The organism is Streptomyces sp. NPDC049040 (assembly GCF_043197715.1).
In the GTDB taxonomy this organism is placed as follows: Bacteria; Actinomycetota; Actinomycetes; order Streptomycetales; family Streptomycetaceae; genus Actinacidiphila.
In genome coordinates, this window is the sequence record NZ_JBICTO010000001.1 from 332,101 (window position 1) to 353,881 (window position 21,781).

Consider the following 21,781-nt stretch of genomic DNA (forward strand, 5'->3'; position numbering starts at 1 on the left):
GGCGGGCAGGGCGAGTTCACCGTGGCCGCCACTCCCGTGAGTGGCGGCCACTTGCGGAGATCGGTCACCTTATCGGACTCGGAAAATACGCTTCTTGCTCCCTTTTCTCAGAGTCTTGCGCCCCCGGGGTGGCTGCCAGAAGATGGGGCGCGCCCGGTACCGGTGAGCGGCGGGACACTTCGAGGGGGCGGCGGCCGATGGCGGAACCGGTGGCGGGGACGGTCCTGGGCGGGGCGCGGATGACGGACGGGGTCCTCGTGCCCTTCGAGGGGCCGGGCGCCGGCGTCGGCGGGTTGACCTGGGGGCAGCGCAAGGTCTGGACGCTGATGGAACAGGCCGGCACCTCGATGAGCATGGGCGGGGCCGTACCCGTGACCGACGGCAGGACGGTCCAGGACCTCGCCTCGGAACTGCGGTTCTTCATGAGCCGCTACGCGTCGATGCGGGCCAGGATCAGCACCGGCGCGGACGGCGCCCTGGTCCAGGAGGTGTCGGGCTCCGGCCAGGCCGTGCTGGGGATCGTCGACACCGCGGACGGCGGCGACCCCGGCCAGGTCGCCCGGGACCTGGCCGACCGGTGGGAGGCGACGCCGTTCGACCACGCCGGGGAATGGCCGATCCGGATGGCCGCGGTGCGGAGCCTCGGCGTGGTCACGCACGTGGTCGTGACGATCTCGCACGTCGCCACCGACGGCAGCGGGATCGGCGTCATGCTCAGGGAGCTGGGCGAGCGCGACCCGGTCACAGGGCAGCCGGGGACGGCGGATCCGGCGATGGGGCCGCTGGAGTTGGCGGCATTGCAGAGTGCACCGTCCGCCCTGCGGCAGAGCGACTTCTCGCTGCGCCACTGGGAGCGCCTGCTGCGCGCGGCCGGCCCGCTGCGGTTCGGCCCGCGGGTGGACCGGGGCGAGCCGCGCTACCGGCGGGCGATCTTCACCTCCCGCGCGCTGCACCTGGCGTCGAAGGCGGTTGCGGCCCGGGTCGGCTGCACGACGTCCTCGGTGCTGCTGGCCGGATACGCGGTGGCCGTGGCCCGGCTGACGGGGGTCACCCCCGCGCTGATCCAGGTGGTGGTCAGCAACAGGTTCCGGCCCGGCCTGGCCGACGTGTCCCACCCGCTGTCCGTGAACGGCCTGTTCATGGTCGACGTCGCGGACGCCCCGTTCGACGAGGTGGTGGACCGTACGCAGCGGGCCTCGGCGCTGTGCTCGAAATACGCGTACTACGACCCGGCGCGGCTGGAGGAGCTGCGGGCCAGGCTCGCCCGGGAGCGCGGTGGGGAAGTGGTCGAGCTCTCCTGCCTGTTCAACGACCGCAGGCTCGGCGCCGGCGTCGAGCCGCCGGAGCCCGCGGCGCCGGCCGGGACCGAACTCGAAGCCGTCCGGGCCGAGAGCGCGCTGCGCTGGGGCGCGCCCTTCCCGCGGTATCTCGACAAGCTGATGATCCAGGTCGGAGCCGCAGAGGACACCGTCGAGCTGGAGATCCAGGTGGACACCCACCATGTCTCGGTGGACGAGGTGAAGGCGCTCGTGCTCGACCTGGAATCGCTCGTGGTGGATGCGGTGTCCGATCCGAAGCTGCCGACCGGTGTACGGCCGATCCCGGCCGCGGGCTGAGCGGCGCCGAGAGCATGGCCGCCGCCGACGACCGGGCGGCCCGGCGACGGGCGGGTTCGCGCGACGGGCGGGGAAGGGTTGAGGACCTGGTGGAGCGCACGGTGAGGTGCACCAGGCACACTTCACCTGTCGCAGTCCCCCTATCAAAAGAGGATCGAACATGATCACACTCAACAAGGAAGACGAGCCGGCGGATCTGGGCGGAGTGACTCACCTGTCCATCGGGGTGTCCTGGGACCCCACCGCCGGCAGCAGCGGCGGCCTGATGGGGAAGATCCGCCAGAAGACCGGCACCGACCTCGACCTGATCGCGATAGCGATGCAGGGGGCGGAGCCGGTGCGGCTGGCCGGGCTCGACTCCTCCGACCCGTTCGGCAACGGCTCGCTGGTGCACAGCGGGGACAACCAGACGGGGCGCGGGGACGGCGACGACGAGACGGTGACGGTCGTACTCGACCGGGTGCCGCCCAACATCACCTCCATCGTGTTCGTCGCCGCCGCGTACAAGAAGCGCAGCGCCTTCCAGAACGCGCGGAACATCAGCTTCAAGGTGTACGACGCGACGGGCGGCAGCGCCCAGCAGGTCGCCGACATCTGGCCGAGCCTGCTCACCACCGACAACGGCTGCGCCGTGGCCAAGGCGACCAAGGACGGCAGCGGCTGGAAGCTCCAGGTCATCAACGAGACCGGGAAGATCAAGCAGGGCGACGAGCAGGCCCTGATGCGCTTCGCCATGAGCAAGTAGCGGGGGTCGCGCGGACCCGGATCCCCGGTGCCGCGCCGCCACCGCCTCCCCTGAGGGGGTGCAGGCGGACGCACCGGGACGACGGGGGCTGACGGCCCGCGAGGGCCCCACCGCCGCGGTGGGGCCCTCCGCCGTCGTGCCCGCCGCGGGCGGTGCCGGTGCGACCGTGCAAAGACCCGGCCAACTCGGGGATTGCGCCAGGCCGGCCCATTGATCACTACCGGCCGCGCACCCTAGAGTTCGAACACTTGATCGATGCTCTCCGTCAGGAGTTCCATGCGTTCCAGGCGCATCACCCTCGCTGCCGCAACGTCACTCATCGCCGGAAGTCTCAGCTCCCTCGCCCTGTCCGCAGTCCCGGCCGCCGCGGCCGGGACCTCGGTCGCACTGCCGGTCAGCAGCTACGCGCACATGCTGGTCGACCCCGCCCACCAGCGGCTGTTCTTCAGCGGCGGACCCGGCAGCACCAGCCTGCTGTCCACCGACCTGTCGGGCGGCGACCCCAGGACCATCCCCGACCAGCCCGGCGCCGACGGGCTGGCGCTCTCGGCCGACGGCAGCACCCTCTACGTCGCCCTCTCCGGTGGGGACGCGATCTCCGCCGTCGACCCGGTGACGCTCACCGAGACCGGGCGTTTCGACACCGGGAGCGGCAGCGCGCCGGTCTCCGTGGCCACCGCCGGGACCCGTGTCTGGTACGGCTACACGGCCGGCGCCAGCCAGGGCGGCATCGGGTCCGTCGACCTGTCGGCGCCCGTACCGGCCGCCGAGCCCCAGCCCGGCATGGGCAGTTGGGATCGCGCGCCCCTCCTCACCGCGAAGGGGCAGGTGCTGGCCGCGGAGACCCCGTCGGGGAACACCGTCCACGCCGCCACCTTCCGGCTCACGTCCTCGGGCGCCACACCGCAGGCGGACTTCGGCCTCAACGCCGGTGCGGGGGAGTTCGCCCTCACCCCTGACGGGAGCACCCTGCTGACCGCGGGCACGACCGCCGCCGCCCTGCGGGCCTTCCGCACCTCGGACCTGAACTTCGCCCAGCCGAGCGTCTACTTCACCGGCCAGGGCCCCGACGCGGTCAGCGTCTCCCCCGACGGCACGGTGGCCACCGGCAACGGCGGCGCGAGCGGCAACGACGTGTTCGTCTACGCGCCCGGCGACAACCTGGCCATGAACACCTTCGACCTGGGCTCGCAACGCCTCGCCCCCGACGGCCTCATGTGGGGCGCGGACGGGGTCGGCCTGTACGCCGTCGTCGGCGACAGCACCAGCGGATACGGCCTGCTGCGTCTCGACGAGGCCGGCCTGGCGGCCACGCAGCTGTCCGCCTCGGTCGCCTACGGGTACGCGGCGCCGACCCTGCCCTACACGGTCTCGGGCAAGGTCACCGCGCAGTCCGCCTTCCCCGGCGGCGAGGTCGTGCATGTGACGGAGGACGGTGCGGACCTGCCTGACGCCCCCCTGGCGGCGGACGGTTCGTTCGGCTTCGACGACCTGCACGGCACCGCGGGCCACCACGACTACCGGATCTCGTACGACGGCGACCGCTCCCACCGGGCGTCCACCACGAGCCTCGGAGTGGACGTCGCGCCGATGACGACCAGCGTCTGGGCGCAGCCGACCTCCGTCGACGCCGGCTCCGTGGTGCTCAGCGGCACCGTGACCGTCCAGGGCAGGCGGGCGGCCTTCCCCGACGGGATGACGGTCGACGTCACCCGCGTCGACGAGGACACCCGGCAGTCGACACGGCTCGCGTCCGTACCGGTGACCCCGCAGGACGACCTGCACGCCGCCTTCACCGTCACCGACGCACCCGGCACACCGGGGAGGTACACCTACACGGTCTCCTTCGCCGGGACGTCCTGGCTGACCGCGGGCTCCGACGACGTCAGCCTCTTCGTGCCCTACACGCCGACGCTGACGCTGACGGACCCGCCGCACACCGGAGGCGTCGACAAGCAGCTCACCTTCAGCGGCCGCCTCACGGGCACACCGCCGGCCGACGACGAGCCGTACGGCGTCCCGCAGCTGACCGTCATCGACGACTCGCCGTACACCGGCGCCCAGTACACCGTGGCCGTCCAGCCCGACGGCACCTTCACCTTCCCCACCGCCCCCAACTCACGGGGCACCCACACCTACACGTTCAGCTACGGCGGCAGCTCCGAGGTGGTCGCCGCGGAGGCCACCGCGGTCGTGGACGTCGCGGGTCTGGTGACACCGCTGTCCGTGACCACCGACGCCCCCGGCTACGCCAACGGCAGCAGGGCCACTGTGACCGCCCATCTCGGCGCGGCCTTCACCGGAGGCACCGTGACCTTCTACGCGACCCCCGCCAAGGGCGCGAAGACGCAGATCGGCACCGCCACCGTCGACAGCCGGGGCAACGCCGTGCTGGTCAGCCCCCGGCTGACCAAGGACACCACCTTCACCGCCTCCTACGCCGGCGACGTCCGGTACGCCCCGGCCACCGCGACCCGCACCGTCCAGGTACACGGCTGACCGCCGCCTCCCACCGCGGTCCCACCGGCCCGGCACCGACCGGCTGAGGCGGACACCGGCGAGGGCCCCGATCACCAGTCGGCTGATCGGGGCCCTCGCCCAGCGGAGCATCCGCCCCCTGGAACGGGGGGCCGGTCCGATCAGTCCGCGGGGGCGTCGAGCCTGGCGGCGATGCGCTCAAGGGCCGCGAGGTCATCGGGGGCCAGCCGGTCGATGAAGTGGCGCCGCACCGAGGCGAGGTGGGCGGGAGCGACGTCCCCGAGCGTCTCCAGCCCCTGCTCGGTGAGGACCAGGATGCAGCCCCTCCCGTCCGCCGGGTCCGGCTCGCGCCGCAGGAGGCCGCGTGCCTCCATGCGTGTGGCGTGGCGGGACAGGCGGCTGCGCGACCACTCCATCTTGGCGGCCTGCTCGTGCAGGGGCCTGGCGTTGCCCGGGTGCTCGGAGAGGGTGCTGAGCACTTCGTAGTCCGCTTCCGACAGCCCGTGCTCGGCCAGGTCCTGCGCCGTACGCGCCTGCACGGCGGTCACCATGCGGCGGTACGCCCGCCAGGCGCGCTCTTCCTCCACGGCCAGCCACCGGGTGGCGGGGCGACCCCCGGACGATTTCGTTGACATGTAACCAACTTAGCAGTTAACGTCGTTTCCATGTCAACGAAAAGGCCGCTCATCCTCGTCCTCGTGTGCAGCACCCGCCCCGGCGCCCTCGGCCCGGCAGTCGGCCGCTGGCTCACCGAGACGATCACCCCGCGCGCCCGCGAACTCGGCGTGGACCTCACGTCCCTGTCCGTCGGCGACCTCGGACTGCCCTTCCTGGACGAGGAGGAGCACCCGTCCACCGGCATCCACGCCCACCCGCACACGCGACGCTGGAGCGCGACGGTCGAAGCGGCCGACGGCTTCGTCATCGTGACGCCGGAATACAACTACGGGATGCCCGCGACCCTGAAGAACGCCCTCGACTACCTCGGCCCCGAGTGGGCCTGGAAACCGGTCGGCTTCGTCAGCTACGGGCACACCTCGGCGGGCACCCGGGCGGTCCAGCACGCCAAGCAGGTGGTGACCACCCTCCGCCTGGTGCCGCTGGGCGCCACCGTCGCGCTCCGCATCGCCGACACCGTGCGGGACGGCCAGGTCCGGCCCGACCCCGCCCTCACCGGGGCGGCCGTCGGCGTCCTCGACGAACTCGTACGCCTCGCCCAGGCCTTGCGGCCGATGCGGGAGCGCACCGCCGCGGGCACGACGCCAGGGCCGCTGCCCGGCTCCTACGTGCGGCGGCTGGTCCCCGACGACGCACCGGAGGTCAGCGTGCTGCAACGGTGCTGCTGGGTCGACGAGGCCCTCGCCAACGACACGCTCGCCGTACCCGCCCTGCACGAACCGCTCGGGGAAGTCGTGGCCTGGCTGGCCGACTGGCACGCCACCGGCCTCTTCCTGGACGGCCGGCTGCTGGCGATGGTGCGCGCCCGGCGCATCGGTGACGACTGGCACATCGGCCGGCTCGCCGTCGCCCCCGACCAGCGCCGGCTCGGGCTGGGCCGGTGGATGCTCCGCGCCGCCGAATCCGCCGCGGAGTCCGCCGCCGAGGGGGGCGAGCGGGCGGTCCTGACCACGGGCGCCGCCAGTCACCGCAACATCGCCCTCTACGAGAGCGAGGGCTACCACCCGATGCCCGGCGGGGACGCGGGGACGATCCGTCTCGCCAAGCCGATCCTGCCCGGGCCCGGGGCGGAGGCCCGCCCCATGGCTACAACCCCCTGAGCGCTTCCGTCAGATCGTCGTAGGCCGACCAGCAGTCGACGCTCCCGTCGGGATACAGGCTGCCCATGTACCAGTCCTCCCCGCCGACCGTCCGCACGAGGCAGAGATCGCCGAACCCGAGAACGACCTCGGGCTCCAGCACCTCGTCGTCCATGCCGGCCGTCGCACCCAGGTATCTCACGGCGCGATCGGCGGAGAGAACGCAGGCCCTGCGGTCGCCGGACACCTCACGGATCATCTGAAGTGTCCAGCCTGCGGGCAGCCGCGAGTCATCCATGCCCCGATTGTGGCCCTGGCACGGGTATTCGCGCCGCCAGGACCGCCGGCGGTCAGTCCTCCAGGCGGACCGGCATCAGTATCGAGAAGGTGTGCTCGCTGTCGGGCCGGCGGATCGCCATGGGCGCCGTGGGGGCGCCGAATTCCAGGATCAACCGCTCGCGGGCTCCGGCGGTCAGCGCATGCAGCAGATACGCGCGGTTGACGGCGATGTCGCCCCGGCCGTCGCCACCGTCCTCGCAGACGGCCACCGTCCCGTCACCACCGACCTTGAGCACGCTGAGCTCGCAAGGCGCTCCCCCCTGCTCGCGCGCCTCGCCGAGACGGGTGGGCCCGGTCTCCACCGCCTTCCGGAAATCCGCGACATCGACGAGGCAACGCGTCCCCGTCGGCAGGCGGACCAGGCGGCGGTAGTCGGGGTAATCGTGATCGACGCACTGGCCGGCCACCTCGCGGTCCCCCGTTTCCAGCACCACCCGGTCGCCGTCCAGACCGATCGTGGCGGACCCGTCGCCGGTGAGCAGCGCCCGCATCGCGTCCACGAGCGGCGAGGGGACGACGGCTTGCGCGCGGGGCCCGTCGTGGCCGCTGGTGCCGGCCTGTGCGACGGCCATCCGGTAGCGGTCGGTGGCCGCGGTGTGCAACGTGTCCCCCTCGATGTCGAACAGCACACCGCCGAGCATGGGCAGCTCCGGGTCGGTGCCCGCGGCGAATCGGACCGCGTCCAACGCCGCGGCGAGTTCGGGCGCCGCAACAGCCAGACGGACAGCCGGGGTACGGGTCGATGTCATGGGATCCCCTCGGTTCTCGAGTAGCGCTCGGACCGTGGAGAACTCGCTGCGGGCGTCGGCCAACCCCCTTTCGAGGCGGCGCAGATGCGCCGTGAGCAGCCTCCGCACCAGATCGGTGTCCGCGCCGGACCAGCCGGCCAGCACCAGCCGGATGTCCGCGAGCGGCATACCGGCCCGGCGCAACCGCGCCAGCACCCGGGCCTCATCGAGCTGCCCGATGCCGTACCAGCGATAGCCGCTCACCGGATCCACCCACGCCGGGACGAGCACACCCGCCCCGTCGTAGAAGCGCAGGGCACTCGCGTTCAGGCCACTGTCGCGTGCCATCTCGCCGATGCTGAGCATCTCGTTCTCCACACCCGGGACTCTCGGCCCTCCACCATGTCGAGGGTCAAGCACCGCCTCGCAATGCCGAATCCGCCGCCCCGCCATCCCGCCGGGCGCCGAGCCAGGCGGTGTGCCGGGCAGATTCCACATTCCGCCCCCACACCGTCCGGCATCGCGGAACGATAGGCGCATGAAGCAGCTCGAAGCCCACGAAATGCCCTGGACTGAGAGCTGCTTCACCGGCAGGCCCGGGGTGGTCGACTTCGCCCTGACCACCCAGGTTCTCCGCACCCGCGCGTGGACCCCGGTCACGCTGCGGAAGCGGCAGGAGGCCCTTCCCGATGAGCTGTACACGGCCTGGAGACTCTGACCGCTCCGTGCCGACCGGAGTCACGGGTCGGGACCGGGGTCCGGGGCTGAGGGCTCGGGGCTGTGGGCACGGGGCTGAGGGCTCGTGATTCGGGGAGGGCAGGACATGTCGCACGGTACCCGGTGGGCGCTCACCGTCGCCGGTTCGATCGCCGCCTTCGGGCTCTTCTGGCCGGTGCTGGAGTGGGCAGGGCTGGGCGAGGCGGTCGTGCTGGCGTGCGCGCCGACGGCCGGGGCGACCGTACTCGCCGTGGGCGGCTGGTATGCCGGGCGCGAGCCGACCGCCGCGGCTGCTCCCGCGGCACCGGCGGCGATCGTCGTCGGGGCGCTGCCGAGACGTCCCCTCGGCTATCAGCAGCGGGGGGAGGCCTCGCGGGCCCTGCGGGACGCCGCGAGGCCCGGGCGGGTCGTCGTCGTCAGCACGGTCACCGGTGCCCGCGGGGTGGGCAAGACGCAGCTGGCCGCCGCGTTCGCGCGCGAGTGCGCCGCGGAGAAGTGGCGGGCGGTGGTGTGGGTCGTGGCCGAGCCCGCCGGACAGATCGTGACCGGGCTCGCCGAACTCGCCGGCGCAGCAGGGGTGCGGGGGCCGCTGCAGAGCGCGGAACTCGCCGCCGCAGCCGCCCGCCAGTGGCTGGAGGAGCTGCGTGAACCGTCGCTGCTGGTGCTCGACAATGCGACCGACCCGGACGAGACGGCTCGCTGGCTCCCCCGTACGGGACGGACGACGGTGGTCGTCACCAGCACCCTGCGCTCCTTCTCGCTGCTCGGTACATCGGTCGAACTCGACGTGTTCACCGAGCGGGAGGCCCTGGACTTCCTCGTGGAGCGGTCGGGGCGCACGGACGACCGGGATGCCGCCCGGGTGGTGCGGGCACTCGACCGGCTGCCGCTCGCCCTGGCCCAGGCGGCCTGGGTGATCCGCACCCAGAACCTGACCTTCGCCCAGTACGCCGAGCGCTTCGACCGCAATCCGGCCTCCGACGTGCTGCCCCACGTGCCCGGCGAGTGCTACCCGCAGAGCGCGGCCACCGTGCTGCTGCTCGCGGTCGGCGATGTCGAGGGATCAGCGCGGGCCGCGCACGCGCGTGCCGTCGTCGACCTGATGGCGCTCATGTCACCCAACGGAGTCGACCGCGACATCCTCTACGCCCTTGCCCCCGGCGAGAGGGCCGGGATGGACCGGACCGTGGGGAGCCTGGCCGACGCCTCGCTCGTGTTCTTCGCCGGAGACGGTGCAGCGGTGCTGATGCACCGGCTGGTCCAGCGGGTGCTGCGGGAGAGGCTGGCAGGGGAAGGGCGCCTGGACACGGCCGTGGCTCGGGCGGCCGACGTGCTGCGCGGCCTCGGCGACCGCACGGACCCGGTCCTTCGTGGACTGGCCGCGCACGTCGACAGCCTGTGGGCCGGGGCGCGCCCGCTGGGGGACGGCGTACTCGTCACACTGCTCGACCTGCGCCTGGAAGCGGTCCGCCGGCTGGGGGACGACGGTGACCTGGCCGGAGCCAGGGCCTTGGGCGAGGAAGTCCTCGCCGACCACCTCCGGCTGCCGTGTGGTGATGACGCCGTCGCCACCGCCCGCGCGGTCCTCAGCCATGTGTACATGCTCGCGAACCTGCCGGCGCTCTCCGTGCCGCTGGTCGAGCAGAGCCTCGCCGCCAGCCGACGCTCGGCGGGCCCGGACGCCGTCGGGACGCTGATGCTGACCAACTCGCTCGGCTACCACCTCGAAGCCGCGGGCCGGCTGGACGACGCCATCCGTACGCATGCGGTGAATCTGCGGGACTGCCTGCGCGTGTGCGGGCCCGACGCGCAGGCCACCCTCTACGTCCAGGTCAACCTGGCCAGTTGCTACCGGGCCCAAGGCCGTTCTGCCGAAGCCCTCGAACTCTTCGAGAAGAATGCGGCGGACAATCTGCGCGCCCATGGGCCCGACCACCCGTCCACGCTCAACGCCCGCGGAGAGTTGGCCCGAATGTACGGGCGGGTGGGCAGGCACCAGGACTCGCTGGCCCTTTACGACGACATACTCGACGGCTACCGGCGGCTGCACGGCCCTGACCACACCATGAATTCCTGGTGGCAGCCATTCCGCTCGCTGGCCCTTCAGGGCATCGGCCGCCACCGTGAAGCGCTCGACCTGCTCTCCGGGCTCCTGTCGGAATCCGCCGACCGCCTGGGACGCGACCACCCGGAGACCCTGCGGGTACAGATCTTCCTCGCCCGCGCCTACGCCTCCGCAGGCCGCTTCGGCGCCTCGCGGTCCCTTCTCGTCCGGACCATCGCCGACCGGAGCCGCGTCGTCGGCCCCGACCATCCCAGCACCCTCAACGCCCGCCGCAACCTGGGCTGCGTCTGCCTCGCGGCGGGGAGCCGCGTCAAGGGGAAGCGCCTGCTGGAGGCGGTCGTCCGCGACTACGTCCGGGTCCTGGGCGCCGACCACCCCTTCACCCGTACCGCCGAGGAGAACCTGCTGGCGGCGCGGGCCGACCAGGCGACCCCCTTCCGGCGCTGACCGGCCGTCGCACACGGCGGAATCGGCGAGTCCGCGCCGGCTGCCGGCACGGGAGCCGGCACGTCGCCACGCGGGCGGAGGGCGCGCGATGAATCGCGCCCCGCACGGAGGCAAAGCGGCGGCGAACATCATGTGCGTCCACTGTCGGAGCGGTGCCCTATGCTGCCCCTCAGCAGCCGCGCAAGAGCCGACCGGTTTCCACAGAACGGTACGAAGGCTACGCGGCGCTCTCAACGTCGTTCGTTGCTGGAATTCCCGTGGGGGGAACACACACTGTGCGTACGCGCAGCATTTCTACCGCGACAGCGCTCGCGGTCACATTCAGTTCTGTCGTATTGAGCGTCGCCGCGGCGGGTTCCGCCGCCGCTGCTCCTGCAGTCATCACCACGCCCGGTGGAATCGCCGTGGACGGCGCACTGCACCGGGTCTTCGTCGGAGACCACGCCTCCGGCCGGATCACGGCCACCGACTACAGCGGCGCCGTCGTCGACTCGGTCGGCGGCGTCAGCGGGGTCACCGACCTCACGCTGTCGCAGGACGGAAGCGTCCTGTACGCGGCTGCCGCGGGCAGCCACCAGATCGTGGCCCTCCAGGCGGCCACCCTCGACGTCAAGACCCGCTACCCCGTCGCCACCGACACGGGCCCGAGCCATGTGGCGTTCGCCGCGGGCAAGGTCTGGTTCACGTACGGCGACCAGTGGTCCGGCGACCTGGGGTCCGTCGACCCGTCGATCGACCCGTCGGCGACCCGGTCGGCCACTTCCGCCGCGGCCGGGTCGGCGACCGCGGAACCGTCGCAGTCGCCGGACCCGGTCCCGACGGTCACCCCGACCGCGGACCCGCCGGCACCCGACCCGACGACGACGGACAACCCGGCGCCGGACCCCACGGTCACCCCGACCGAGGCCCCGACGTCCCCCGGTGATCCCACCCCGGACCCGACGGTCACCCCGACCGCCGAGCCGACCGCGGATCCGACGCCCTCGGACAACCCGACGCCCGACCCGACGGGCACGCCGACGCCCGACCCGACACCGGCGAACCCGGTGACGCTCGGGCAGTTCCCTGGACCGGCGCCGGGGATCTGGGGTGCGGGGATACTCGACACCGACCCGTCGGCCCCGGGCCTGCTGGCCATCGGCGAGACCGGTCTGTCCACGGACTCGATGGCCGTCGTCGACGTCTCCGGCGCCACCCCGACCTCGACCGCCTGGTACTTCGGCGACTACTCGCTGAACTCCGGTGTCGTCGACCTCGACCTGGTGCCCGGCAGCAGCCGGCAGGTGCTGGTCAACGGCTCGCAGCGGGACAGCTACGCGAACGGCAAGTTCAGCGCCACGGGCGCCTACCCCGCCGCGCAGCGCGCCGACATCGCCCCCGACGGACTGGTCGCCCAGGTCTCCGGCACGACCGTGGCGGTCTACCGACCGAACGCGACCCAGCCGCTCCGCAAGTACACCCTCGGCGGGACCGGCGCCGTGGAGCTGGCGTGGGCCCCGGACTCCTCCCGGATCTTCACGGTCGTCAAGAGCGGCAGCGGCTACACCCTCCAGGTGCTCACCGACCCGACGAAGAACGTCCCGACCCTGACGGTGGCCGCCCCCGCGACCGCGGTCCGCGGCAAGGCGCTCACCGTGACGGGGAAGCTGTCGTCGACGGTGGCGGGGACCGCCGGTGCCACCCTCCAGGTCACCCGCGTCGACATGGAGAGCCCCGGCGGCAAGGTGCTGGCCGCCGTCCATCCGAAGTCGGACGGATCGTACGCGTTCACCGACACCCCGCCGGCCGGCGGCAACGTCACATACACGGTGCGGTATCCCGGTGACACCGGGCACATCGCGGTGAGCGCCTCCGACACCGTCGCGGTGTCCCGCGTGACGCCCGCGCTGACCCTGAACAACAACGGCAGCGTCTACTCCTACGGCAAGAGCGTCGTCTTCACCGCGCACCTCGGCACGACCTACACGAACCGCACGGTGGAGATCTGGGCCGACCCCTACGGCACCGACCGGCCGAACGTGCTGCTGCGCTCCGGCAAGGTCGACTCCCACGGCAACCTGTCGGTCGCGCTGGCGATGAACCGGGACGCCACCGTCACCGCCGCGTTCAAGGGCGACGCGCGCTACGCCCCCAAGGCCGTCAAGTCCACCGCCTACGCCCTGGCCCGGGTCTCGACGGCGCTGTCCAGGTACTACAAGACCGGCAAGATCGGCTCCACGGCGTACTACTACTTCCACAAGAACACCGACGTCATCTCCACGACGTCGATGACCTACTACAAGGGCCGCGAGCAGTACCTCCAGCTGGAGGTCTACTACAAGGGCAAGTGGTATGCCGGCGGCTCCGGTTACTTCCCGCTCGCCACCAACGGGAGGTCGGCCGTGAACCTGGGCCACGCCGGCGAGTCCGGCATCCGCGCCCGGGTGCGCGCGGCCTACATCAACGGCTCGTCCGGAGACGTCATCAACACCACGACCTACACGTCCTGGAAGTACTTCATCTTCGTCTGACGCGGTCCCTCACCTGATGCCGCCGCACGGCCCGGCCTGCGCTTTCCGCGCGGGCCGGGCCGCTTGCCTGCCAGGGGGTGCGGCGGGGAGGGCCGGGGTCGGGCAGGCACGGCAGCGCCGCGGCACCGCATCGGCGCTCTTCGCACACCAGTAGTCTTCCGCCATGGCCCTGCGACCCGATGAGTTCCACGCCCACGCACGAAGCGTCACGGACAGCGAGTCCAGGCTCCCGCTGTCCCGCATGACGGGGTGGGACATCAGTCCTTTCGAGCCGGAGGGCCTGCGCGTCGCGCCACTGCGCCCACCGGTCCTGCCCGAGCCCGCACGGCACGGCGAGGACCCGTCGGACTGCGACTCGTGCCGCAACCGGGACGAGGGCATCTGGTTCGACGACCGCTGGCGGCTCACCAGGATCGAGGGAGTGGGCGTACCGCTGGTGCTGATGCTGCACCCGCGCGATCACTTCGACCTGACGGACCTGCCCGACGAACTGGCCGCGGAGTCGGGCGTGCTCAGCGCGCACATCGCCCGCCACATCGAGGCGCTGCCGCACATCGCGCGGTCCCACGTCTACCGCATCGGCGACGGCGGCGCCCATCTGCACATCTGGTTCTTCGCAAGGCCCGAGGGACAAGCCCAGTTGTACGGATCGTGGATGGTCATCTGGGACGACCTGCTGCCCGAATACCCGCGGGACGCGGCCGAAGCGGACGCGGCGATCGTGGCGGACGCGCTGGTCGCCTCCTACGGCGGCAGCCGGTCGGCCACCGGCGAACAGGGCTGATGCGCCTCCCGCACCCCCTGAACACCAGGACCCGGCAGGCGGGTTGAGTCTCCCCTGGGGGGAGGCGCGAGGGTGGGGGCATGGACGGCAGGATGCTCCACACGATCGGTGACCTCGCGCGGCGCACGGGGCTCACCGTCAAGACGGTCAGGTTCTACTCCGACGCGGGCGTCGTGCCACCGGCGGGCCGCAGCCCCGCCGGGTACCGCCTTTACGCGCCCGACGCCGTCGCCCGCCTCGATCTGGTGCGCACGCTGCGCGACCTGGGCCTCGACCTGTCCACGATCCGGAAGGTCGTGAACAGGGAAGTGCCGCTGCCCGAGACGCTGGAAGCCCACGCGGAAGCCCTGGACGTGCGGATCCGCCAGCTGCGGTTGCGTCGCGCGGTGCTGACCGCGGTGGCCGGACGCGGCGGCGCACCCGAGGAGTTGGACTACCTGCACCGGCTGGTGCGCCTGTCGGAGGCCGAACGGCGGCACATGGTCGACGACTTCCTCGACGCCGTCTTCGACGACCTGCGCGGCCATCCCGTGTTCGCGGCGGCGACCCGCTCGATGACTCCCGAGCTTCCCGACAACCCCGAGCCGGAGCAGGTGGCCGCATGGGCCGATCTGGTCGAGCTGATGCAGGACCTCGACTTCCGGCGGACCATGCACGGCATGGCCCGTGACCTCATGTCCGACCGCGCCCCAGGCGACACGACGGGCCTGCCCCGTATCCTCGCGGAAGCGGTACGCGCCGAGGTCGAGCCCGCACTGCGGGCCGGAGTCGACCCGGCCTCCCCCGAGGCCGCACCGGTCGTCGACTCGCTCACCGCGCACTACGCGCACATCCTCGGCCACCCCGCGCCCGCCGAGGACACGCAGCTCGTCCGGCGCCTGCTGGAGCGAGTGGAGAGCATGGACGACCCGCGCAGGGACAGGTATGGAGCGCTGCTCTCGGTGATCAACGGCTGGCCCGAACCGGAGAGCCTGTCACCGGTGTACTCCTGGTGCGCCGGGGCACTTCGCGCCCGGATGGCCTCTTAGGGGCTGTCCCGCAGCGGGCGCCGGAGCGTCGGCGGGAATCCGAACGCGGCGACGAGGCCGGGTCGGTGGAATGAGCAGATCCTGCTGATGCCCGCACGGGTGACGGTGAGCACCACCGCTCCGTACGCCTGGTGAGTGCCCTGCCGATCACGGGTGTAGGCCACCGCGGCGGGCTGCCCGTTGGCACGCGTGGGCAGCATCAGCCAGTCGCCTGGCGATCCCATGACCCGGTGGCGGAGGTAGGGCACGCAGTTCCTGTTGCCGGCGAACCAGGTCGTGAAGGGGGTCGCCTCCAAGGTGGCATCCCGGCACAACAGCCTTTCCAGGGCTCGCGCGTCAGCGTTCTGGAAGGCGGCGATGTACTCGTCGAGAAGCCTCCTGGCCTCCGGGGCGGTGGGCTGGGCGATCTCCTGGGCGGCGGGGGCCAGTTCGCGAAGCCTGGCGCGGGCGCGTTGCAGTGTGCTTTTCACGGCCGCCGTGGTGGTGCCGAGCATGGCGGCGACGTCCGAGGCCGGGAAGGACAGCACCTCCCGCAGGAGGAGCACCGCCCGCTGCGTACCTGACAGGTACTGCAGACCGGCGACGAGCGCCAACCGCAGGTCCTCGCGGGCGAGGACGACGGAGGCCGGATCGGCAGCCGTGCCCGGATCGACGAGCGCGTCGGGAATGGGCTGGAGCCAGCTGACACCCGGTGCGGCGGCCACCGGCACCGCTTCGGGATCCGCCTCGGGAGCACCGAGTCCCGAGGGCAGCACACGTCGGCTGTGGTGTGCCAGCGCGCTCAGGCAGGCGTTGGTGGCGATCCGGTGCAGCCAGGTGCGCACCGACGACCGCCCCTCGAACGCGCCGTAGGAACGCCAGGCGCGCAGATACGTCTCCTGGACCACGTCGGTGGCATCGTCCACAGAGCCGAGCATCCGGTAGCAGTGCGCCAGCAGTTCCCGCCGGAAGGGCTCGGTGGCCCCGACGAACTCCTCGTCGTCGGGCGCCACGGCTTCCCGCTCCGATCCGCCCACGGCCAAGCGGCCCCGCGGTCTCGCGGTCACACGGTCCGCCCGAGGAAGGCGGCCAGCCGGTCGGCCGGGCTCGCGCCGGCGGGGGCCTCGACGACGGGGCGGAAGGCAGCCCTTCCCTCGGGTCCGCGATAGGCGTCGAGGATCTCGGCCCTGGCACGGACGAGGAGTTCGTCGGCGAGTCCTGGATCCAGGTCGGTGCCGTACCCGAGGGCGCGCGCGAGATCCCAGCCATGCGTGAACTGGTCCCTGGCGACCATGCCCATCAGGTCCGCACCGGTGAACTCACCGAAGGGCAGCACGACGGTCTTCTCGAGCACGCCTGCCGAGCCGAAGGCTGCCATCGCCCGCTCGATGCTCTCGTCGTAACTGCCGAGGACGTCGCCCGCCGCGAAGTCCTCTTCTGCGACCTCATGACCCCCGCCGATGGCTGTCGCGGCACCCCAACGGGCCGAGCCGACGAAGTGGTTGACCAGGGCGCGGACGTCCCACGAAGCGCAGGGCGTGGCGGCGCCCCACCGGTCCTGGCCGACCGTGGCCAGCACCGCCCGGGTGCTGGCGAAGGCCCGGCTCAACTGCCGGGTGGGCGCGTGATCCTGCTGACTGTCCACCGATTGTGCCTCTCTCGCGGTGCTCGGCGCATCAGGCCTCACCCACCCGCAGTCGCGGAAGGCCCCGGCCCACAAGAGGTAGACCCTCCGGCATCGGAAAAGGAATCGCCGCGGTGCCGAGAACCGCCGGGTCCGGCCCCCTTGAGGCAGTCGTCCCTGCGGGCAGGTCCGGGGTGGGGACCGGAGGCGGGAGTGTCAGTGCCGCTTCCTACGCTGATCCGGTGGACAACGAAGAGATCACCCTGGCCCGGCCGGACGAGCCGCGTACGAAGTTCTGGCGCATCTCGCGGGACGGGGCGCGACTGGTCCGGGCGAGCTGGGCCGGGGACGGCAAGGCGCGGGAGAGCGTGAGGGAGATCGGCGGAAGCGCCGCGGACGTACGGCAGGCGTATCAGCGCGAGGTGCGCAAGAAGATGCGCGACGGCTTCGTCTTCGTACGCGACGTGCGCGAGGCACGCGTCGGCGAACTGGTCCTGGAGTGCCTGGAGCCGAACGGCCACGACTCGCGCGCGTTCGACCTGCGGCCCGACGGCGCCCTGATCGCCGTGGGCAGCGTGCTCAAGGACGCGCATGGCGCCGAGATCCACCTCATCGATGTGGCGACGGGGGCACGGCGCCTCGTGCACACCGAGCCCTACGGGCCGGCCGGGAGCCGGCAGACCTTCCTGCACCAGGTGCTGTTCGACGCCGGCGGCTCGGGCCTGGTGTACGCCGTGAACGGGCAGACCCGGCACCTGGACCTGCGCACGGGCACGACCCGGGTGCTCGCCGACTACCAGGACCACGTCACCTCCCGCTTCAACCCCTTCTGCGTCAAGCCCCTTTGGGACGGCAGGCGCGAACGGCTGCTGGTCTTCGACGCGAACGACATGGTGCGGGTGCTGGACGCGCACGGCCGCCCGGTGTGGGAGGTGTCGACGGCGTCACCGACGACGGAGTGCCGCGCGGCCGCGATCTCCGCGTCGGGCCGGCGCGTCGCGCTGTACCGGCCGAGCCGGGGCATCGTCTACGGCCACCAGGACGCCGAGCACGACACCACGAACGAGATCGAGGTGTGGGACATCGACGACGCACAGCGGGTGGGCGTCGTCCGGGTGCCTGCCCCGCTGAGCCGTCGCGGCCTTTCCGCCATCGGGTTCGACGGGCCGGAGACGCACGTCCTCACCAGCCCGGACCCGGTGCAGGGACCGTGCGCGCTGTCCGCGGACGGCCTCGTCGCCTGGCACTTCCCTGACGAGCGCCGCACGGACCGCTGGGACACCTGCTTCTCGTGGGCGTACTCACCCGACGGCAGCCTGCTGGCCATCGGCCGCAGGGGCTCGCGCGGCCTCGACCTGCGCGACGCGACGAGCCGCGAACCGGTGCCCTTCCCGCTCGAACGCGTCGAGGACCACCGTGTCCACCGGATCGCCTACTCCGCCGACGGCACCCTGATCGCGGCGGGCGGCGACTCCGGCGTGATCACGGTCAGGAAGCTGCGCGGCGGCCTGCCCGCCGACGCGGCCTGACCCCGCAGTGCCCGGCGAGCCCTCTTCCGCCCGCAGCCACGTGTCGAGCGTGGCGAGGTCAGCGGCGGTGATGCCGTGGCGGTGGTCGACGCGGTGGAGCAGGGTACGGGCGGGGTGGTGCGCCTCGGCCCAGACGCGGTCGGAGTCGGTGATCTCGTCGTCGAGCCAGGCGAAGGGGCGGCCGGCGGCCCAGGCCAGAAGGGTGCGGGTCTTCCAGTGGAGGCCGTCCGGTTCCGGCTGGTCGGACGGCTCAGGCCAGGCGACCACCGGAAGCTGCGGCAGGCCCAGCAGCGGCGCGAGGCACTCGTTGGCCTCCGCCTCCCAGGTGGTGGCCCACACCAGGTCGCACGGAAGCGCCAGCAGCCGCGGCCCGAGCGCCGGATCGACCCTGGCCAGCAGCGGATTGGCACCGGCCTCCCGCGGCCCGTACATCGGGTAGCCCTCGGGATACTGCTCCCGCGTGGCACCGAACGGGATGAGCGGTCCGTCCACGTCCAGGAAGAGCAGGGGCCGCCGCGTGGACGCTCTCACCGGTGCACCGTAGCCGCCGGGGCTGCCGATCGGAAACCGCCGGGCGCCGGGCCGCGCCGATGCCGGCCCGCGCGGCCGAAGCGCATGTCCCGCACCGCTGCTGCCCCGCCGCTCAGGCACCCCGCGCGCGCAGGATTCCCTGGACGCCCAGGAGGAAGGTCTCGACGATCGGCTTCGGGTCGACGAGGCAGCCGGCGGCCATGGCGCCGTCGCGGAGCATGACCAGGTGCCGGCCGGCTTCGTCCGCGGGTTGGTCGCCGACCTGCGCCAGCAATTCGGTGACGGTGTCGAGGAACCACTGGCGGTGGGCCAGGACAGCCTGGTGGATGCGATGGTCGGGGTCGGGGTATTCGGCCGCCGCGTTGAGGAAGGCGCAGCCGCGGAAGCCGGGGCTCTGGATACCGCCGGCGATGAACCGGCCGATCGCCAGGACCGCGTCGGCCGCCGACTGCTCGCCCGCCCGCGCGGCCTCGGTTCCGGCGCGGATGGCCCGGTCGGCCTGGTCGAGGTAGGCGAGGACGAGTTCCTCCTTGCCGGCGAAGTGCCGGTAGAGCGTGGCACGGGTGACCTGCGCTTCGGCGATGATCCGGTCGATGCCGACGGAGTGGATGCCCTCCGCGTAGAAGATCCTGGTCGCCGTGTCGAGCAGCCGCGCGCGTGCCGCGGACGTGCTGCCCCCTGGAATGCCCTCGCTCATGCGGCCAGGCTACCCCAGCAATGAGGGAGAACGTTCGGTCTTGACGACACCCGGCTGCATCGTCTTGGATACCAACGAGACAGAACGTTCTACCTCGGAGTGCGGCCGACCGACATCGGCCCGCCCCCCTGAAAGGAATGACCGTGGACGCCCTCGCCGGTGCCGCTCCCGCCACCCTTCCCGCCGCCCTGCGCAGGCTGTACCTCCTGCGCTTCGCCTTCGCCGCGGTGTGGGCCGCCCTGCTGTTCGCGACCGCCGACACGCTGGGCCCGCTCAGCGTCACGCTGCTGGTGGCGTATCCCCTGTTCGACGTGGCCTGCGCGGTCGTCGACATCCGCTCGGCCCCGGCGGACGGCCGCCCGCTGCCCGGCCTCTACGTGAACATCGCGCTCAGCGCCCTCACCGGCATCGGCCTCGCCGTCGCCGCCGCCTCCGGTATCCCCGCCGTGCTGCGGGTCTGGGGTACCTGGGCCGTCACCGCAGGCATCGTCCAGCTCGTCGTCGGCTCCGCCAGGCGCCGCATCGGCGGCCAGTGGGCGATGATCACCAGCGGAGCCATCTCCACGCTCGCCGGCGCCTCCTTCATCGCCCAGGCGGGCAAGGACGGCGCCTCCCTGAAGAATTTGGCCGGCTACGCCTTCCTCGGCGGCGTGTTCTTCCTCGTCTCCGCCCTCCGCCTGGGACGTTCCCGCCCGGCATGACCCGTCGCCCCGCCGGACGGCCGGCCCCGATGGCCCCCGCCGCGACCAGGGCGGTGCGCCTCATGGCGGCATCGCGGCTACCGGGCGGCGAAGCCGGTGCGCCACGTGGGGTGGGCCGGGCGCCAGCCCAGCTCGCGGGCCCGGGCGTTGGCCGCGCCCCGCTCCCAGCCGGAGCCGCCCGTGGCACGTGCGGGAGCCGGGGCGCCGAGGGCCTCGGCGAGCAGGGGGACCCAGGTGTGGGCTGAGGCCGGCTCGTCGTCGCAGATGTTGACCGCACCGCTGGGCCAGTCCAGCGCGGCGAGCGCGGCCTGCGCGGCGTCGTCGACATGGACGAAGGAGCTCACGGCGTCGTCGGCGGCCAGCCCGCCGGACCTGAGCCTGGCCTCGACCGGGCCGCCGGGGACGAACCAGGTGCCAGGGCCGTAGAGGGTGCCGTAGCGCAGGACGACATGCCGGGGCATCTCGGAGACCGCATCCTCGAGCGCCTGCACGGCGGCGACGGTGGTGGCCCGGGGCTCGGGCGCGGGGGTGTCCAGCGGGTCGGTCTCGGTGGCGGGCACCTCGCCGGGTTCGTAGGCCCAGGCGATGGACTGCGCGATCATCAGCGGGACGCCGGCGGCTTGCGCGGCGTCGACGAGATTGCGGGTGCCGGTGCGGCGGATCCTGGCGTTGTCGGCGCTGCTTCCGCCGCTCAGCGCCGTGAGCTGGTGGATGACGGCCTCGGGCGCCGCCTGCCGCATCGCCTTCGCCACCGCGACGCGGTCGAAGACGTCCAGGCGCACGCCCGTCGCGCCCGCGGCGTCGAGCCGCGCGGCCCCCTCGTCGCTCTGGGACGTGGCGGTGACCGTATGGCCGCCGTCGAGCAGCAGGGGCAGCAGGCGGCGACCGATGACGCCGGTCGCACCCGCGAGGAAGACGCGCATGTCAGGCCTCCTTGGCGTAGCACGGGTGGCGACGTCGGGCGGGTTCGCCGACGTCGACGAGGGTGAGCATAGGCTCGCCGGGAGAACGGACCACGACGACGGGAAGCGGGTGTCGGCGTCGGGTGTCGGCGTCAGGGCGCGGGGGCGGGGCGCCGGTCAGCCGACGGTCAGGACCGCATTGCCGCGCACCTTGCGGGCGCGCACGTCGCCGATGACGTCGGCGGTGCGGGACCAGTCGGCCACGACGCCGATCTCGGGGTGCAGGCGGCCGCCGGCGACCAGGCGGACCAGGGCGGCGAGGTCCTGGCCGTAGGCGGCGTCCGACCTCGTGTAGTCGAAGTGCGTGATGCGCCCCTGGGCGGGACCGCGGCAGAAGTCGAAGAAGTCCAGCGTGACGGGCTCGCGGCTGGCCTGGCCGAACCACACCAGCTGCCCGCCGGGCGCCGGCTTCGCCAGGGCGGCTGTGCGTCTGAGGCCGCGCGTCCGGTCCCGCAGGCGACCGCCGCGTACGGGTGGCCCGCGGCGGGAGGCGGCCCGTACACAGCGGGCGTACAGCGGCGGCATAGCCGCGGGCGCCCGCAAG

At 72.6% G+C, this 21,781-nt stretch carries 19 protein-coding genes and 1 pseudogene; 11 read left to right on the forward strand and 9 right to left on the reverse strand.

From position 1 onward, the window contains the following. The first annotated feature begins 197 nt into the window (after positions 1–197). The 3 genes from ACGFMP_RS01470 to ACGFMP_RS01480 all read left to right on the forward strand — a co-directional run bounded on the left by ACGFMP_RS01470 (position 198) and on the right by ACGFMP_RS01480 (position 4,860). The gene (locus tag ACGFMP_RS01470; RefSeq protein ID WP_393669565.1) at positions 198–1,616 is read left to right on the forward strand and encodes a condensation domain-containing protein; all 1,419 of its coding nucleotides are present in this window, start codon (positions 198–200) and stop codon (positions 1,614–1,616) included. Positions 1,617–1,776: 160 nt separating this feature from the next. Next, the gene (locus ACGFMP_RS01475) at positions 1,777–2,361 is read left to right on the forward strand and encodes a TerD family protein (protein WP_393669566.1); all 585 of its coding nucleotides are present in this window, start codon (positions 1,777–1,779) and stop codon (positions 2,359–2,361) included. A 276-nt stretch (positions 2,362–2,637) separates the two neighbouring features. Then, positions 2,638–4,860 carry a YncE family protein gene (locus ACGFMP_RS01480; protein WP_393669567.1) on the forward strand — a complete coding sequence of 741 codons (2,223 nt, stop codon included), beginning with the start codon at positions 2,638–2,640 and terminating at the stop codon, positions 4,858–4,860. A gap of 140 nt (positions 4,861–5,000) precedes the next feature. On the opposite strand, the gene ACGFMP_RS01485 is transcribed toward ACGFMP_RS01480, so the two are convergent. Further along, the gene (locus tag ACGFMP_RS01485; protein WP_393669568.1) at positions 5,001–5,474 is read right to left on the reverse strand and encodes a MarR family winged helix-turn-helix transcriptional regulator; all 474 of its coding nucleotides are present in this window, start codon (positions 5,472–5,474) and stop codon (positions 5,001–5,003) included. A 30-nt stretch (positions 5,475–5,504) separates the two neighbouring features. Between ACGFMP_RS01485 and ACGFMP_RS01490 the strand changes: the two genes are divergently transcribed. Beyond that, entirely contained in the window at positions 5,505–6,617 is a 1,113-nt protein-coding gene (locus ACGFMP_RS01490; protein WP_393669569.1) for a GNAT family N-acetyltransferase, read from the forward strand. Here the strand turns inward: ACGFMP_RS01490 and ACGFMP_RS01495 are convergent. Both ACGFMP_RS01495 and ACGFMP_RS01500 read right to left on the reverse strand, forming a co-directional pair. Continuing rightward, positions 6,604–6,894: a hypothetical protein gene (locus ACGFMP_RS01495; protein WP_393669570.1), complete on the reverse strand. Its 291-nt coding sequence runs from the start codon at positions 6,892–6,894 to the stop codon at positions 6,604–6,606. The genes ACGFMP_RS01490 and ACGFMP_RS01495 overlap by 14 nt on opposite strands. 52 nt (positions 6,895–6,946) lie before the next feature. Next, positions 6,947–8,041 (reverse strand): MerR family transcriptional regulator, encoded by a 1,095-nt coding sequence (locus ACGFMP_RS01500; protein ID WP_393669571.1) that lies wholly within the window; start codon positions 8,039–8,041, stop codon positions 6,947–6,949. Between the two features lie 160 nt (positions 8,042–8,201). Between ACGFMP_RS01500 and ACGFMP_RS01505 the strand changes: the two genes are divergently transcribed. The 5 genes from ACGFMP_RS01505 to ACGFMP_RS01525 all read left to right on the forward strand — a co-directional run bounded on the left by ACGFMP_RS01505 (position 8,202) and on the right by ACGFMP_RS01525 (position 15,214). Further along, positions 8,202–8,381, forward strand: coding sequence for a hypothetical protein (locus ACGFMP_RS01505; protein ID WP_393669572.1), 180 nt, complete (start codon positions 8,202–8,204; stop codon positions 8,379–8,381). Positions 8,382–8,486: 105 nt separating this feature from the next. Continuing rightward, on the forward strand, positions 8,487–10,892 hold the full coding sequence (fxsT, locus tag ACGFMP_RS01510; protein WP_393669573.1) for an FxSxx-COOH system tetratricopeptide repeat protein: 2,406 nt from the start codon (positions 8,487–8,489) through the stop codon (positions 10,890–10,892). 404 nt (positions 10,893–11,296) lie between these two features. Beyond that, positions 11,297–13,402 (forward strand): YncE family protein, encoded by a 2,106-nt coding sequence (locus ACGFMP_RS01515; RefSeq protein ID WP_393669574.1) that lies wholly within the window; start codon positions 11,297–11,299, stop codon positions 13,400–13,402. Positions 13,403–13,565: 163 nt separating this feature from the next. Continuing rightward, on the forward strand, positions 13,566–14,186 hold the full coding sequence (locus tag ACGFMP_RS01520) for a hypothetical protein (RefSeq protein WP_393669575.1): 621 nt from the start codon (positions 13,566–13,568) through the stop codon (positions 14,184–14,186). An 80-nt stretch (positions 14,187–14,266) separates the two neighbouring features. Continuing rightward, positions 14,267–15,214: a MerR family transcriptional regulator gene (locus tag ACGFMP_RS01525; protein ID WP_393669576.1), complete on the forward strand. Its 948-nt coding sequence runs from the start codon at positions 14,267–14,269 to the stop codon at positions 15,212–15,214. On the opposite strand, the gene ACGFMP_RS01530 is transcribed toward ACGFMP_RS01525, so the two are convergent. Both ACGFMP_RS01530 and ACGFMP_RS01535 read right to left on the reverse strand, forming a co-directional pair. Continuing rightward, positions 15,211–16,206, reverse strand: a complete 996-nt coding sequence (locus tag ACGFMP_RS01530; protein WP_393669577.1) for an RNA polymerase subunit sigma-70 — start codon at positions 16,204–16,206, stop codon at positions 15,211–15,213. The genes ACGFMP_RS01525 and ACGFMP_RS01530 overlap by 4 nt on opposite strands. Before the next feature lie 50 nt (positions 16,207–16,256). Further along, positions 16,257–16,838 (reverse strand): TIGR03086 family metal-binding protein, encoded by a 582-nt coding sequence (locus ACGFMP_RS01535; protein WP_393669578.1) that lies wholly within the window; start codon positions 16,836–16,838, stop codon positions 16,257–16,259. A 221-nt stretch (positions 16,839–17,059) separates the two neighbouring features. Between ACGFMP_RS01535 and ACGFMP_RS01540 the strand changes: the two genes are divergently transcribed. Next, positions 17,060–18,346: a WD40 repeat domain-containing protein gene (locus ACGFMP_RS01540; RefSeq protein WP_393669579.1), complete on the forward strand. Its 1,287-nt coding sequence runs from the start codon at positions 17,060–17,062 to the stop codon at positions 18,344–18,346. A 27-nt stretch (positions 18,347–18,373) separates the two neighbouring features. On the opposite strand, the pseudogene ACGFMP_RS01545 reads toward ACGFMP_RS01540, so the two are convergent. After that, a pseudogene (locus ACGFMP_RS01545) lies at positions 18,374–18,877 on the reverse strand (HAD domain-containing protein); the annotation flags it as partial. 112 nt (positions 18,878–18,989) lie between these two features. Then, the gene (locus tag ACGFMP_RS01550; protein ID WP_393669580.1) at positions 18,990–19,574 is read right to left on the reverse strand and encodes a TetR/AcrR family transcriptional regulator; all 585 of its coding nucleotides are present in this window, start codon (positions 19,572–19,574) and stop codon (positions 18,990–18,992) included. Between the two features lie 137 nt (positions 19,575–19,711). Between ACGFMP_RS01550 and ACGFMP_RS01555 the strand changes: the two genes are divergently transcribed. Next, entirely contained in the window at positions 19,712–20,275 is a 564-nt protein-coding gene (locus ACGFMP_RS01555; protein ID WP_393669581.1) for a hypothetical protein, read from the forward strand. 77 nt (positions 20,276–20,352) lie between these two features. Here ACGFMP_RS01555 and ACGFMP_RS01560 read toward each other — a convergent pair whose 3' ends face one another. Both ACGFMP_RS01560 and ACGFMP_RS01565 read right to left on the reverse strand, forming a co-directional pair. Beyond that, positions 20,353–21,198: an NAD-dependent epimerase/dehydratase family protein gene (locus tag ACGFMP_RS01560; RefSeq protein ID WP_393669582.1), complete on the reverse strand. Its 846-nt coding sequence runs from the start codon at positions 21,196–21,198 to the stop codon at positions 20,353–20,355. Between the two features lie 156 nt (positions 21,199–21,354). Then, complete coding sequence (locus ACGFMP_RS01565) at positions 21,355–21,762, reverse strand: hypothetical protein (RefSeq protein ID WP_393669583.1); 408 nt, start codon at positions 21,760–21,762, stop codon at positions 21,355–21,357. Positions 21,763–21,781 lie beyond the last annotated feature (19 nt).

What these genes read in the sequence shown, in the direction of transcription:
- ACGFMP_RS01550 (WP_393669580.1), bottom strand. Translation starts at nt 19,574, where the DNA reads ATGAGCGAGGGCATTCCAGGGGGCAGCACGTCCGCGGCACGCGCGCGG.
- ACGFMP_RS01470 (WP_393669565.1), top strand. Translation starts at nt 198, where the DNA reads ATGGCGGAACCGGTGGCGGGGACGGTCCTGGGCGGGGCGCGGATGACG.
- ACGFMP_RS01505 (WP_393669572.1), top strand. Translation starts at nt 8,202, where the DNA reads ATGAAGCAGCTCGAAGCCCACGAAATGCCCTGGACTGAGAGCTGCTTC.
- ACGFMP_RS01565 (WP_393669583.1), bottom strand. Translation starts at nt 21,762, where the DNA reads ATGCCGCCGCTGTACGCCCGCTGTGTACGGGCCGCCTCCCGCCGCGGG.
- ACGFMP_RS01520 (WP_393669575.1), top strand. Translation starts at nt 13,566, where the DNA reads ATGGCCCTGCGACCCGATGAGTTCCACGCCCACGCACGAAGCGTCACG.
- ACGFMP_RS01525 (WP_393669576.1), top strand. Translation starts at nt 14,267, where the DNA reads ATGGACGGCAGGATGCTCCACACGATCGGTGACCTCGCGCGGCGCACG.
- ACGFMP_RS01495 (WP_393669570.1), bottom strand. Translation starts at nt 6,894, where the DNA reads ATGGATGACTCGCGGCTGCCCGCAGGCTGGACACTTCAGATGATCCGT.
- fxsT (WP_393669573.1), top strand. Translation starts at nt 8,487, where the DNA reads ATGTCGCACGGTACCCGGTGGGCGCTCACCGTCGCCGGTTCGATCGCC.
- ACGFMP_RS01475 (WP_393669566.1), top strand. Translation starts at nt 1,777, where the DNA reads ATGATCACACTCAACAAGGAAGACGAGCCGGCGGATCTGGGCGGAGTG.
- ACGFMP_RS01485 (WP_393669568.1), bottom strand. Translation starts at nt 5,474, where the DNA reads ATGTCAACGAAATCGTCCGGGGGTCGCCCCGCCACCCGGTGGCTGGCC.
- ACGFMP_RS01480 (WP_393669567.1), top strand. Translation starts at nt 2,638, where the DNA reads ATGCGTTCCAGGCGCATCACCCTCGCTGCCGCAACGTCACTCATCGCC.
- ACGFMP_RS01560 (WP_393669582.1), bottom strand. Translation starts at nt 21,198, where the DNA reads ATGCGCGTCTTCCTCGCGGGTGCGACCGGCGTCATCGGTCGCCGCCTG.
- ACGFMP_RS01490 (WP_393669569.1), top strand. Translation starts at nt 5,505, where the DNA reads ATGTCAACGAAAAGGCCGCTCATCCTCGTCCTCGTGTGCAGCACCCGC.
- ACGFMP_RS01555 (WP_393669581.1), top strand. Translation starts at nt 19,712, where the DNA reads ATGACCGTGGACGCCCTCGCCGGTGCCGCTCCCGCCACCCTTCCCGCC.